The organism is Photobacterium ganghwense, from assembly GCF_003025595.1.
In the GTDB taxonomy this organism is placed as follows: domain Bacteria; phylum Pseudomonadota; class Gammaproteobacteria; order Enterobacterales; family Vibrionaceae; genus Photobacterium; species Photobacterium ganghwense.
In genome coordinates this window covers 595,908-608,903 of sequence record NZ_PYMI01000001.1, presented here as the reverse complement: position 1 = coordinate 608,903, position 12,996 = coordinate 595,908, and the positions used below count along the sequence as shown (strand labels likewise).

The window sequence follows — 12,996 nt, the reverse complement described above, 5'->3', positions numbered from 1 at the left end:
TTATGGGACGTGTTCTTTTCGCCACAGCACTTCTCGCGCTAGCGGTACAAGGGTGCAGTGATAAAGATGAAGCCGTGCCGGAGCCGGATTCCCGGCCGGTGAAGCTTCAATCTGTTGCCGTGGGGGAGGCCGAAACCTATCGGACATTCCCGGCAGTGGTTGAAGCCGGTGATAAAGCCGTGTTGACCTTCCGTGTATCGGGTCAGTTGGACAGAGTGAATGTGAATCCGGGTGAGGTGGTCAGGCGGGGTCAGGCGCTGGCGCATCTTAAAACTGACGAACTTGAGCTCCTGGTTGCTCAGGCACAAGCCAATTATCAGCTGGCGCTGGTGCAGTTTCGCCGTGACCGTGAGCTGCTGAAAACCAATGCCGTTTCTGAGCTGGACTATGACCGCTCACAGGCGAACCTGAATCAGGCCAAAGCCGAGCTGGACAAAGCCAGAACTAACCTCAAATACGCCACACTGTCTGCGCCATATGATGGCACGCTGTCGCTCTCGCTGGTGGAAAACTACGAGTATGTTGCGGCGAAGCAACCTGTTATGCACATTCAGAGCGCCGGTCTAATCAATGTCACGTTCCAGTTGCCGGATCAGCTGCTGACCCGTTTTAAATCTCAGGGGGATTTCGATCCCAAGCCGACGGTCAACTTCGATACCATTTCTGATAAACAATTCAGCGCGCATTTTAAAGAGATTGACACAGAGGCAGACGATAACACCTCGAGTTACAAAGTCACCCTCTATATGGAGCGTCCGGAAGGTTATAACCTGCTGCCGGGTATGGCGGGGCATGTCCGGATTGCACTGCCGCGCGGGGCAGCCGGTGCCATCCCGGTACGCGCTATCGTGAAAGAAGGCGATCAGAATTTTGTCTGGAAAGTCGACGCTGACGGTGTCGTCAGCAAAGTGGCCGTGCAGCTGGATGATCACAATCGGGTGATCGGTGGTCTTAATGACGGTGATCAGATCGCGACCTCCGGGGTGGCTGAACTGAAAGACGGTGACAAAGTTCGGGCATGGGTCAAGGAGCGGGGGCTGTGATGATGAAAAAATTGCCATTAGCGATGCTGGCAGCACTGACTCTGGCTGGCTGTGACAAGCCGGAAATTGAACCTCGCACCATCGTGGCGCCGGTCAATGTGACCAAAGTGCAGATTGCCGATGTGACCTCTAAAATGACCTTTCCTGCTGTGGCCGCGGCGGCTGACAAGTCCAGCCTGTCTTTTCGCGTCAACGGCGAAGTGAGCCGGATTCTGGTTCGTGCTGGTGACAGAGTGAAAAAAGGCCAGTTACTGGCGCGCCTGGACCCGACGGATTATCAGCTGGAAGTTGATGATGCCCGGGCTAAATTCAATGTGGCTGACAGCCAGTACCGGCGTTCGGCCAAGCTGGTGAAGCAAGGCTATCTGCCGCAATCTCAGTTCGATGAACTCAAAGCTCAGCGCGATATTGCCAAAGCGCGTCTGGATCTGGCGCGACTGCGCCTGACGTTTACTGAGATGAAAGCCCCGTTTGACGGTGTGATTTCCCGGGTCCCGGTCGAGCAGTTTGAAAACGTGCAGGCGGGGCAGATGATCATGAATCTGCATCTGGCTGACGCGGTCGACATCATTATTCAGGCTCCGGATATGATTTATTCCCAGAGTACTGCAGTAGAGGTACGCGAGACGGCGCCGGGCGTGGAAGTGGTGTTGCAGGACGGCACGTTGTACCGGGCTAAGCTGAAGGAATTTACCACAGAGCCGGACCCGACGCTGGGCTCATTTCTGGTGACACTGACCATGCCGATGCCTTCTGATCGCTTCATTCTTGACGGGATGCCGGTCGAAGTGAAAGCCGATGCCCAGAAGCTGAAAATCTATCGCCAGGGTGAACCTGTGATCCCGATGGAAGCCATTTTTAATGAAGACGGCGATGATCTGGATAAAGCCAACAAATTTGTGTGGGTAGTAAACAGCGATAACACGGTGACGAAACGACAAGTGACAACGGATAAAGTGGTGCCTCAAGGGGTACGTTTGCTCAGCGGCTTAGAAGAAGGTGAAGTCATTGTGGTAGATGGCGTTAATCAATTGCGCGAAGGGCAGGAAGTCCGGATTGTGAACGGGGAGGCGAGCTGATTATGAAGCAGGATATTGCAGCCTATTTTATTCGCAATAAAGTCATCAGTTGGATGATGACGCTGATCTTCCTGATTGGCGGTACGCTGGCATTCTTTGGTTTGGGGCGTCTGGAAGACCCGGCGTTTACCATCAAAGATGCCATGGTGATCACGGCCTATCCGGGCGCGACACCGCTGCAGGTGGAAGAAGAAGTCACCTATCCGTTGGAAAAAGCGATTCAGCAGCTTTCCTACGTGGATGAGGTGAACTCGGTATCCAGCCGCGGACTGTCTCAGATCACCGTGACCATGAAAAATAAATACGGTCCGAACGATCTGCCGCAGATTTGGGATGAGTTGCGCCGTAAGGTGAATGACTTAAAACCATCTCTGCCGCCGGGCGTACATGAACCGCAAGTGATTGATGACTTCGGGGATGTGTACGGCATCCTGCTGGCGATTACCGGCGACGGTTACAGCTACAAAGAGCTGAATGACTACGTTGACTACCTGCGTCGTGAAATCGAACTGGTAGACGGTGTTGGCAAAGTTTCAGTCAGCGGGATTCAGCAAGAGCAGGTATTCATTGAAATCTCTATGCAGCGTTTGAGCGCGCTGGGCATTTCACCGAAAACCATTTACGGCACACTGGAAACCCAGAACTTGGTGACCAGTGCCGGTGCAGTACGAATCGGCAGCGAGTATATCCGTGTTCATCCAACCGGTGAATTCCAGAGTGTGGAAGAGCTGGGGGATCTGATCATCACCGATGGTGGCTCTAAAGGGCTGATTTATCTGCGTGATGTGGCGGAAATCAAGCGTGAGTTCAAGGAAGTACCGGATAACCTGTTGGCCTATAACGGTCAGCAGGCACTGAACGTCGGGATCTCCTTTGTTGACGGTGTCAACGTGGTGGAAGTCGGCTCTCGGGTGCAGCGTCGCTTGCAGGAACTGAGAGAGCAGCAGCCAATCGGCATCAATATCGGTGAGGTTTACAGCCAACCGACCGAAGTGGATAAATCCGTCAGCGGTTTCGTGGTCAGCCTGGGACAGGCCGTCGCGATCGTTATTATCGTCCTGCTGTTCTTCATGGGGCTACGCTCAGGGATTCTGATTGGTCTGATTCTGCTGCTGACCGTGCTGGGCACCTTTGTCTTCATGAAGTGGATGGCCATTGACCTGCAGCGGATTTCGCTCGGGGCACTGGTTATCGCACTCGGGATGCTGGTGGATAACGCCATTGTGGTCGTGGAGGGGATACTGATCGGCATGCAGAAAGGGCGAACCCGCATGCAGGCTGCATCCGACATCGTTACCCAGACCAAGTGGCCGTTGCTGGGGGCAACGGTGATTGCCGTGATGGCGTTTGCGCCAATCGGCCTGTCGCAGGACTCCACCGGTGAATACTGCCGGACACTGTTTACGGTACTGCTGGTATCACTGATGCTGAGCTGGTTTACCGCCATTTCGCTGACTCCGTTCTTTGGTGATCTGTTCTTCAAAAGTGCGAAGACGGGAACCGGCGATGAAGACGTTGATCCATACGCCGGTAAGCTTTTCGTCTGGTACAAGGCGTTTCTTGAATTCTGTATGCGCCGCGCCTGGATGACGGTTATCGCCCTGATCCTGATGTTGGGTGCCAGCCTGTACGGCTTTACCCTGTTGAAACAGTCTTTCTTCCCGGCATCGACCACGCCGATGTTTATGGTGGATGTCTGGATGCCTGAAGGTACTGACATTCGCGCCACCAATGCCAAGCTGGAAGAGCTGGAAGGCATCATCGGTAAAAGCGATAAAGTGGAGTACGTCAGCTCCAGTGCCGGTAAAGGCTCACAGCGTTTCATGCTGACTTACTCGCCGGAGAAAAGCTATTCGTCGTATGGCGAGCTTATCGTGCGGGTGAAGAGTTTCGAAGACGTTGTGCCTGTGCTGTCAGATCTGAGCAAAGTGCTGGATGAGAACCATCCGGAGCTGGAATACAAGCTCAAGCAAATCATGCTTGGCCCATCATCCGGGGCGAAAATTGAAGCTCGTCTGGTTGGTCCGGATCCAACAGTGCTGCGTGGGCTGGCGAAACAAGTCGTCGACATCATGCATGCTGACCCTGGTACTTCGAACATTCGCCACGACTGGCGTGAGCGTAATAAGGTGATTGAGCCTGTGTTCAATGAAAGTCAGGCTCGCCGCTACGGTATCACCAAGAAAGACGTGGATGATCTGCTGCAGATGTCATTCTCTGGTCTGACAGTCGGGATTTACCGTGACGGTACGAATCTGATGCCGATTGTGGCTCGCCTGCCGGAAAATGAGCGGGTTGATGTCAGCACCATTGAAGGCATGAAGATCTGGAGCCCGGTCACGCAGGGGTACATTCCACTGCAGCAGGTGATTAACGGCGTAAATGTTCGTTGGGAAGATCCGCTGATTGCCCGTAAGAACCGTAAGCGCATGATGACGGTGATGGCTGACCCGAACCCGCTGGGTGACGAAACCGCAGCAACGGTTCAGACCCGTATTCAGCCGGCCATTGAGGCGCTGCACTTCCCACCTGGTTACTCGCTGGAGTGGGGCGGGGAGTATGAGTCTTCCGCAGACGCTAAAGCATCGCTGTTCCAGACCATGCCGATGGGCTATCTGGTTATGTTCCTGATCACCATCTTCCTGTTCAACAAGGTTAAGGAAGCGCTGATTGTATGGGCTACCGTACCGCTGGCGGTGATCGGGGTAACTCTTGGTCTGCTGCTACTCAATACCCCGTTTGGCTTTATGGCATTGCTGGGCTTCCTGAGCCTGTCAGGGATGCTGGTGAAAAATGGTATCGTGTTGCTGGATCAAATCGAAATTGAGATCGCCAGTGGTAAAGACAAATATGAAGCGGTGGTGGATGCGGCAGTGAGTCGTGTGCGTCCGGTGTGCATGGCGGCCATTACGACAATCCTCGGGATGCTCCCGCTGTTGCCGGATGTCTTCTTTAAGCCAATGGCCGTCACCATTATGTTTGGTCTGGGCTTTGCAACCGTGCTGACACTGATTGTTGTGCCGGTACTGTACCGCCTGTTCCACCATGTTGCGCTGCCGGGCAGCCATGGTACGGCGCATGACCAGACGGCGACAGCCCACTGATGAAACAACGTTAAAAATGTGACGTTCCGGGCGGGGCGGTGCTGTGGCACTGAGACTCGCCGGAGCAGATACAACAAGGGGACTCAATGAGAGTCCCCTTTTTTATGGCTGTTGCGCAGTTATTTGCGGGTAGTTCTACGTATGGCAAATAACTGTTTTTAGCGTATGCGACCTGAGTCAGGAAGGTGATTAGATCACTTTCCAGTTCAGGGACTCGCCGGCGCGGATTGGCACAACCACATCGTTACCAAATGCCAGCGTTTCAGGCACTGCCCAGTTCTCTTTCACCAGCGTAATGGTGTCGGTATTGCGCGGCAGACCATAAAAATCCGGGCCGTTGAAGCTTGCAAAGGCTTCCAGCTTATCCAGCGCTCCGGCTTGCTCAAACACTTCCGCGTACAGTTCGATGGCTGCGTGAGCCGTGTACGAACCGGCACAGCCACAGGCTGACTCTTTGCGGCCCTGTGCGTGCGGCGCGGAATCTGTCCCCAGGAAGAACTTCTTGCTACCGCTGGTGGCGGCTTCAATCAGTGCCTGTTGATGGGTATTGCGCTTCAGGATTGGCAAGCAGTAGAAGTGTGGACGGATACCACCTACCAGCATGTGGTTACGGTTAAACATCAGGTGGTGCGCGGTGATCGTCGCTGCCACGTTCGGACCAGCCTGATTCACAAAGTCAACCGCATCTTTTGTTGTGATGTGTTCAACCACAATTTTCAGATTCGGCATGTTTTCAACGATAGGGGCCAGCACCGTTTCAAGGAACGTCTTTTCGCGGTCAAAGATGTCAACGTCATGGGTTGTCACCTCACCGTGAATCAGCAGCAGCATGCCGACTTCCTGCATGGCTTCCAGCGTCGGCTGAATTTTCTCGAACGAGGTAACACCGGAATCTGAGTTGGTCGTTGCACCGGCAGGGTAAAGTTTGGCGGCGTGGATATGGCCGGTGGCTTTTGCTTTGCGAATTTCGTCAGGGGTGGTGTTGTCGGTGAGATAAAGTGTCATTAAAGGAGAGAAATGGGCTTGCGGTTTTTCAGCAAGGATACGATCGCGGTAGGCCAGAGCGGCTTCAGTATCGGTGACCGGTGGGATCAGGTTTGGCATGATAATGGCGCGACCCATATATCGACTGATGTCCCGGACTGTGTCTTTCAGAACATCACCATCACGTAAATGCGTGTGCCAGTCATCCGGGCGGGTGATCGTCATTGTCGTCATTTTGCTTCCCTCCAAAAAAAATCGACCGATTCTAAAGCCTACGTAGAGGCTTGTAAAGGCTCTCACCATGATACGCTGTCTGACTGAAGCGAAAAAGAGCAATCGATTACGTGGCACGATATACCTGACTTTGGCTGAAAGTTTGTAGAAAGTTGGGTTAAGGCGGGGCAATATGGGTGAAATCCGGCAAGGCGACCGTTATCGCCGTGCCGGGGTTATTGTTGATTGGGTAAGCCGTGTGTAAAGCGCCCGAAAGAACGTAATACACGAATCAGATCTTCAAAGGGGTCAGAGCGTAAAGCGCTGAACCAGATGGTGCTGCTGATGCGCTAGGCTGTCGAGCTTAGCACTGGCTTCTGCCACTTCTTCCATGGCACCAAAGTTGGAATCTGAAATATGGCTGATTTCCTCCAGGCTGCGGGCAATTGAGGCTGTGGTGCTGCTTTGCTCTGCCGAGGCTTCGGCAATTTGAGTGCTCATCTGGCTGATTTCCAGAATCAGCGCCTGAATGTCTTCCATTGCGCTGTTGGCCTCTGATGCCTGATGAATGCTGTTCTCCATTTCTCCTACACAACTCTGCATCATGGTGACGGCCTGCCCAGAGCGTGATTGCAGCTCTTTTATCATTTGCTCAATTTCTGCGGTTGAATCGGTCGTGCGGCGCGCGAGTACCCGTACTTCATCGGCAACGACCGCAAAGCCCCGACCTTGCTCTCCGGCGCGTGCGGCTTCAATGGCGGCATTGAGTGCCAGCAGATTGGTCTGATCCGCGATGTTGCGGATCACATCCAGAATCTTGCCGATATTGCCACTCATCACTTGCAGATTGGTGACGGCCTGTACGGATTCATCCAGCCGGCGGGAAAGCTGGTGGGCGGTGCTGATGTTGCGGCTCATGACCTCACGCCCGGTGCCTGAGGCGCGCTCAACATCGTTAACCCGTTCCATGGTGTTTTGCGCACTGTGCGAGACATCATTCACAGAGTGCTCCATTTCTGTCATCGCAGTAGCCACTGACGCCGTTTGCTCCCGTTGTGCATGAAGGCGGTTTTTGGCATCGCGCGTGGTGGTCTGATTTTCTTGTGCTACGACAGTCAGTTCGCTGGCCGCCTGACTGAGCTGGCCGAGAATTTCCTGCAGGTTGTCAGCGAGCGTATTGATATATGTGGCCAACCGGCTGAACTCCACGAACTGATTGACGCTACTGCGCTGCGTCATGTCGCCATTGGCCAGTGCTTCCAGGGTTTCTAGGGTTGACTTCAAAGGGTGGCGTACGCTTTGGGCCAGATACCAGCCAATAAATGCGGCAAACAGGGTGGTGCCAATGCCGAGCAGCAGGGCGTGGTTGAAACCCTGGCGGTAGGTGTTACCTGCTTCAGTGATCGCCGCGTCCATTTGGCGGGTTGCCTGTTGGCGGAATCCGTCGAGCAGGGTCGTCGCTGAGTCAATCTCCTGAGCCAGTACCGCAATATTATTGTACAGCCGGTTACGCGCCTGAATGTACTGGGCGTGGGCATCCAGCACCCCGCCACTCTGGCCGATATCCCGCTCATACCGGGCGATCGACTCATCGAAAGCCGATTTCAGATCTGGCATCAGCGCGGTGAGGGAACGGTAAGCATTACTGAGGTGATTGACGTTTCGCTTGTTACTTTTGATGGCTTGCTCAATCACCGCAATGTCTTCTGAAGCCAGCGCATCTGAGGTAATGGTTTCGGTCTGCTGTAACTTCATGAAGTAGTTCTTGGCGATCATCTTGACTGAAATACTGTCCTGATCATCGACATAGTCTTTCATTTTGCTGTTTAAGCGGGCATGGAGCTGCTGGAAGTTCCGGCTCGCTTGCTGCCGCTCCGATTGCGCCAGCAGTTGGGCTCGGTAATTGGTCATTGCCGTCTGGGCTTCCTGAAAATACCGCTCTTCCAGAGCCAGTAGTGCGGAAAGCTGATCATTTAAGGCCGGGGTGTTACGACTCTGTTCTACCAGTTGATTCAGTGCAGTCAGGAACTGCTCATGTGATTGACTGAACTGGCTGTCGTAGTGCGCCAGACGTTCAGGCTCCTGGCTGGTGAGAAAGTCTTTGAAAACTTTATCAGCAGCCAGCAGGCGGACACTGGTCTGGTTGGATAGGGAGACCAGCGGGAGCGCGTCGGTGGTGACTGTCTGCAGTTGCTGGTGAATGCGGCTGGTGCCGTTGAGTAACATCATCATGGTCGCGACGAACAGCAATACCATGATGGCAAAACCGGTGTACATACGTCGTATCACGGAGGTTTGTTTCATTGTTTTCATATTGTCCCTAAATACAAACCGGCAAGGTAACCTTTGTCTTGCCATATCCAGTCAGGACGATGCTGTTGTGATTATTTTGTGCATCGCCATAGTCAAATTTTAACCGAAAAAATAAGTGTCAAAAATTTGGCCAAAAGTAAGCCGGAACATCCTGTTTTTTGTCTATTTTATTCAGGCTTAGGGATAAATAGTAGCGGATTTCAGGGGGTGCATTCTTTGACCGATACTTCAAAAAAACACTTATTTCGCAAAAGAATTACTGGAAAAAGAGTTTTAAACAGTGTTCAATATTGCCCTGCTGTCTTTTGTCGAGCATACTGCAATGTACTGTCACAAAATCAGAAATGGAGTATGGCATGGCTGAAGAAACCATTTTCAGTAAGATTATTCGCAAAGAAATTCCGGCAGATGTAGTGTACCAGGACGATCTGGTTACGGCGTTTCGTGATATTAACCCACGAGCGCCAAGTCACATCCTGATTATTCCAAACAAGCTGCTGCCGACCGTGAATGATGTGGAAGCTGAAGATGAGCTGATGATGGGACGTCTGTTTACTGTTGCGCGTAAACTTGCTGAGCAAGAAGGTATTGCAGAAGACGGTTACCGTCTGATTGTGAACTGCAACCCGCACGGTGGCCAGGAAGTTTACCATGTGCATATGCACCTGCTGGGTGGCCGTCCGATGGGCCCGATGCTAGCAGGCTAATGAACGCTTGTCCTGACTGACAGGGTGAACGAAAGAGATATTGTAAAGTCTGAGTGGCAGAGGCTACCGATTGGGTAGTGATGGAACTCAGACTTTTTCTTAGGGTAAGGCGTAATGATAAAACATGCCGTCGCAGCAGTGCTGTCTATAGGCTTGACGGCCTGTGCAAATTTATCGACACATAATTTATTCAGTCACTACAGTGCTGCCAACAGTGACGCGCGCCAGGCTGTACAGGCGGGGCGTTATCAGCAGGCACTGGAGAAACTACCGGAAGCCCCTGCGGGTGAAATCCTTGATGGGATGGAGCGCGGCCGGATTGGCTTTCTGGCTGGCAGCTATCCCCAGAGCTTCTCGGCACTTAAAGTGGCAGATCAAGCCGTGGAAGCGCAACAGCAGCAAGCGGTGATTCAGGTGTCGGAAGGGCTGAATCAGGCCGGTGCCCTGTTGACCAATGACAACATGATCACCTACAAACCCGCCGATTATGAGCTGGGTTTTCTTCATCTTTACCTGGCTTTGAGTTATATCCAGCAGCGCGATCTCAATGGTGCGCTGGTCGAAGTGCGCCGTGCCAATATGGTTCAGGAATCTGCCCGCAAACAGCGTGAAGCAGAGCTGGAAAGCGCAGCATCGGCCGCCCGTAAAGAGGGGCTGGACAAGCAAAACCTCGGTGCGGTTCTGGCACGTTATCCGGACGTGGGTGATGCGCTCGGTAATGTGCAGAATGGATACCTGTTCTACCTGTCTGGTGTGCTGTATGAGGCGGAGGGCGATCTCAACAACGCCTACATCGATTACAAGCGGGCACTGGCGGTGGTCCCGGACAATCGCTATGTCGCACACACTGTGCTGCGTCTTGCCACCCGGCTTTCCATGATTGATGACCGCCGCAGCCTGGAAGCTCGTTATGGCCGTTACCAGCCTTCCGCCAAAGGCAGCGGCAGGGTGGTGGTATTTGACGAGCAGGGTGTGGTTGCGGCACGTGACGGATGGCGTCTGCCACTCTGGTTGCGTGATAGCCGGGGGCAGAGTGCCATTTATAACCTCGCACTGCCGTACTACCGCAGTAATGCCTCACCGGTGCTGTCGCCACTGATGCTCAACAATCGGCCGGTCTCAGGCAGTACGCTGACGGACGTCAACCGGATGGCGAAATACAACCTGCAGGAGCAGCTCCCGGTCATGGTGGTGCGTCAGGCATTGCGTGTTGTTGCCAAAAATGAAGTGCGTAAGGTATCGGCGCAATCAGGTGATGATGTCGGTAACTTGTTAGCCAATATTTTCAATACCCTGACAGAACAGCCGGACACCCGGAGCTGGCAAAGCCTGCCTGCCAGTGTGTCGGTTGCTCAGCAGGATTTACCGGCAGGCGATTATACGCTGGCCTGGAACGGGCAGCAGATTGATGTTGGAGTGAAACCGGGAAGGACAACCATGGTTTGGGTATCACGGCAAGGGAATACACTGACAGGCTGGTCAGTCTTACTAGGAGAGAGCTAATGCGTTTACTCATGATATTGGGCCTTGTACTGGGGCTGACGGCTTGTTCCTCAACAACGTCAGGGATCAGCATAGAAAGCAGCAATCAGAATGTGGTGATCGGTAACACGGATCTGGCGCGTCGGCTGACTATCGAGCAGGCACAGGTAGGAAAGGTCAACGGCCTGCTAAAAGCCGGAGTACCGATTGTCAGTAATGTCGATTCTGATTTGAGCCTGCAGTACCGTTTCTACTGGTATGACGCGCAGGGTCTGGAAGTGAACGGCAGTGACAGCCCGTGGCGGCATGTCATTTTGCATGGCCGTGATTCGATGACATTGCAAGCGGTTGCCAGAAGCGCACAAATCACTCAGTACCGTATTTATATCCGACAAGCGGATTAACATTTTTCACTGATTTGGGAATGGCGGCCATTGAGGCCTGAGCCGGACAATTTGAAAGGTAAGACAATGAAAAAAAGCGTAATCGCTCTAATGGGTGTGGCAGCTCTGATGGGAGGCTGTGCCCAGAAAGTTAACTACGGGGATGCTCAGTCGGTTGAAACTACTACAGTCGAATTTGGCTCGACGGATCTGCAGAAAATTGCCGAGCAGATGACTGACAGCATGCTGTCGTCCGGCTCTGTGGGTTATATCACCGGCAATGGTCAGCGCCCGATCATCATGGTTGAAAGCATCAAGAACAAGACCAGCGAGCACATTGATACCGAATCTATCACTGACTCAGTCAGCACGCGTTTGCTGAACTCGGGCAAGTTCCGTTTTGTGGACATGGCCCGTGTAGAAGCGGCTCGCAAACAGCTTAACTTCCAGAACAATGATGAACTGGTAAACCAGAGCACTGCGATTCAGTTCGGCAAGATGGTCGGCGCGCAATACATGCTGTACGGTAACCTGTCGAGCATCGTGAAAAATGCTGGCAGCGACAAAGACGTGTATTACAAGATGACAATGCGTCTCATGGATCTGCAAAGCGGCTTGATTGAATGGGCTGATGAGAGCGAGATCCGCAAGCAACAGTCGAAGAGTCTGTTTGGCTGGTAAAATCAGCCTTGGACGGTGCCATGACCATTGAGCAGATTGCCCATCTGCTTAACCAGCAATTACCCGACTATCAACTGGTCAGTGCAACGCCGCTGACCGGTGGATTGAGCAATCGTTGCTGGAAAGTCACCCTCAGGCACCGTCAGTCCCACTACCTCACGCCGCTGGTCTGGCGGCCAACGTCTGCCGCGACAAATGCCTTTGGTCTGTCGCGAGAGCACGAGTACCGTCTTCTCCATGCTTTAGGGCGTTCGGAAAATCTGAAAACCGGGCAGGCATTGTCGTCAGATTCGCGCGATGTGTTGTCAGGAAAGGCGATTGCGCCCGCCGCATTTGCCTTGTTGCCCGAGGGGCTGCTGGTGGAGTGGGTGGAAGGGCAACTGGCCGCTGAGAACTTGCCGCTGGCGGCTCTGGCCGCAATACAGGCGCACATCCATCAATTACAAGTACCAGACTGGCGACTGGATTGCCCGGAGCGGGCCAGGCACTACTGGCACCATATCCCGTCTGAAGCCAAATCACCTGCACTGCGTGCGATTCACCATCATTTCCAGACCCACCCTCCGATTCAGTGGTTTGCGGACGTTTGCTGCCACCATGATTTGGGTTGGTATAATATTATAATTTCAGGTACCAGCGAAACGGGCGGCTTAGCCGACGCGCGTGTGATTGACTGGGAATATGCGGCTGCGGGTGATCCGTCTCTGGATCTGGCGCTGACGATTAGCGCCAACGGACTTGAGCTGCAAAGTGCCGTCCATGCCTATTGTCAGGCCCGGGCACTGAGCCGGACTGAAGAAACACGCTGGCTTCAGGCGGTACACGCCTGGTTGCCGTGGTGCCAGTATCTGGCATTACTCTGGTTCCGGGTGGCAGAAGCACTCTGGCAGGAGCCTGAATACGGCAAGGAAGCAGACAAGCTGATGGCAGTGCTGACGCCTGTTGTCTCTCGTCACCCGGATTAACAGGCATCGCCAATTACGGCTTAGCGAACTTGCTTTGATGAT

Annotated in this window: 10 protein-coding genes; 8 read left to right on the top strand and 2 right to left on the bottom strand. The window is 53.4% G+C overall.

Going from position 1 to position 12,996, the window contains the following annotated elements:
* Positions 1-2 precede the first annotated feature (2 nt).
* The 3 genes from C9I92_RS02650 to C9I92_RS02640 are packed head-to-tail and all read left to right on the top strand — an operon-like array spanning position 3 to position 5,226.
* The gene (locus C9I92_RS02650) at positions 3-1,043 is read left to right on the top strand and encodes an efflux RND transporter periplasmic adaptor subunit (protein WP_047884099.1); all 1,041 of its coding nucleotides are present in this window, start codon (positions 3-5) and stop codon (positions 1,041-1,043) included.
* Between the two features lie 2 nt (positions 1,044-1,045).
* Positions 1,046-2,122 (top strand): efflux RND transporter periplasmic adaptor subunit, encoded by a 1,077-nt coding sequence (locus tag C9I92_RS02645; RefSeq protein ID WP_047884221.1) that lies wholly within the window; start codon positions 1,046-1,048, stop codon positions 2,120-2,122.
* A gap of 2 nt (positions 2,123-2,124) precedes the next feature.
* Entirely contained in the window at positions 2,125-5,226 is a 3,102-nt protein-coding gene (locus C9I92_RS02640; protein WP_047884100.1) for an efflux RND transporter permease subunit, read from the top strand.
* Between the two features lie 189 nt (positions 5,227-5,415).
* Here C9I92_RS02640 and pyrC read toward each other — a convergent pair whose 3' ends face one another.
* On the bottom strand, positions 5,416-6,444 hold the full coding sequence (pyrC, locus tag C9I92_RS02635) for a dihydroorotase (protein WP_047884101.1): 1,029 nt from the start codon (positions 6,442-6,444) through the stop codon (positions 5,416-5,418).
* A 288-nt stretch (positions 6,445-6,732) separates the two neighbouring features.
* Positions 6,733-8,736 (bottom strand): methyl-accepting chemotaxis protein, encoded by a 2,004-nt coding sequence (locus C9I92_RS02630; RefSeq protein ID WP_047884102.1) that lies wholly within the window; start codon positions 8,734-8,736, stop codon positions 6,733-6,735.
* A gap of 356 nt (positions 8,737-9,092) precedes the next feature.
* Here C9I92_RS02630 and hinT point away from each other — a divergent pair, with 356 nt between their 5' ends.
* From hinT to C9I92_RS02605, 5 genes are all read left to right on the top strand, one after another.
* Entirely contained in the window at positions 9,093-9,443 is a 351-nt protein-coding gene (gene hinT / locus C9I92_RS02625; protein ID WP_047884103.1) for a purine nucleoside phosphoramidase, read from the top strand.
* Between the two features lie 114 nt (positions 9,444-9,557).
* The gene (locus C9I92_RS02620; protein WP_047884104.1) at positions 9,558-10,946 is read left to right on the top strand and encodes a COG3014 family protein; all 1,389 of its coding nucleotides are present in this window, start codon (positions 9,558-9,560) and stop codon (positions 10,944-10,946) included.
* Positions 10,946-11,329, top strand: coding sequence for a YcfL family putative periplasmic lipoprotein (locus tag C9I92_RS02615; protein WP_047884105.1), 384 nt, complete (start codon positions 10,946-10,948; stop codon positions 11,327-11,329). Before C9I92_RS02620 ends, C9I92_RS02615 begins: the two co-directional genes overlap by 1 nt.
* Before the next feature lie 66 nt (positions 11,330-11,395).
* Entirely contained in the window at positions 11,396-11,989 is a 594-nt protein-coding gene (lpoB, locus tag C9I92_RS02610) for a penicillin-binding protein activator LpoB (RefSeq protein ID WP_047884106.1), read from the top strand.
* 20 nt (positions 11,990-12,009) lie between these two features.
* Positions 12,010-12,954 (top strand): phosphotransferase, encoded by a 945-nt coding sequence (locus C9I92_RS02605; protein WP_047884107.1) that lies wholly within the window; start codon positions 12,010-12,012, stop codon positions 12,952-12,954.
* The last annotated feature ends 42 nt before the right edge of the window (positions 12,955-12,996 follow it).

Excerpts from the sequence above, each read along its gene's own strand:
- C9I92_RS02650 (WP_047884099.1), top strand. The coding sequence starts at position 3 with ATGGGACGTGTTCTTTTCGCCACAGCACTTCTCGCGCTAGCGGTACAA.
- C9I92_RS02645 (WP_047884221.1), top strand. The coding sequence starts at position 1,046 with ATGAAAAAATTGCCATTAGCGATGCTGGCAGCACTGACTCTGGCTGGC.
- C9I92_RS02640 (WP_047884100.1), top strand. The coding sequence starts at position 2,125 with ATGAAGCAGGATATTGCAGCCTATTTTATTCGCAATAAAGTCATCAGT.
- pyrC (WP_047884101.1), bottom strand. The coding sequence starts at position 6,444 with ATGACGACAATGACGATCACCCGCCCGGATGACTGGCACACGCATTTA.
- C9I92_RS02630 (WP_047884102.1), bottom strand. The coding sequence starts at position 8,736 with ATGAAAACAATGAAACAAACCTCCGTGATACGACGTATGTACACCGGT.
- hinT (WP_047884103.1), top strand. The coding sequence starts at position 9,093 with ATGGCTGAAGAAACCATTTTCAGTAAGATTATTCGCAAAGAAATTCCG.
- C9I92_RS02620 (WP_047884104.1), top strand. The coding sequence starts at position 9,558 with ATGATAAAACATGCCGTCGCAGCAGTGCTGTCTATAGGCTTGACGGCC.
- C9I92_RS02615 (WP_047884105.1), top strand. The coding sequence starts at position 10,946 with ATGCGTTTACTCATGATATTGGGCCTTGTACTGGGGCTGACGGCTTGT.
- lpoB (WP_047884106.1), top strand. The coding sequence starts at position 11,396 with ATGAAAAAAAGCGTAATCGCTCTAATGGGTGTGGCAGCTCTGATGGGA.
- C9I92_RS02605 (WP_047884107.1), top strand. The coding sequence starts at position 12,010 with ATGACCATTGAGCAGATTGCCCATCTGCTTAACCAGCAATTACCCGAC.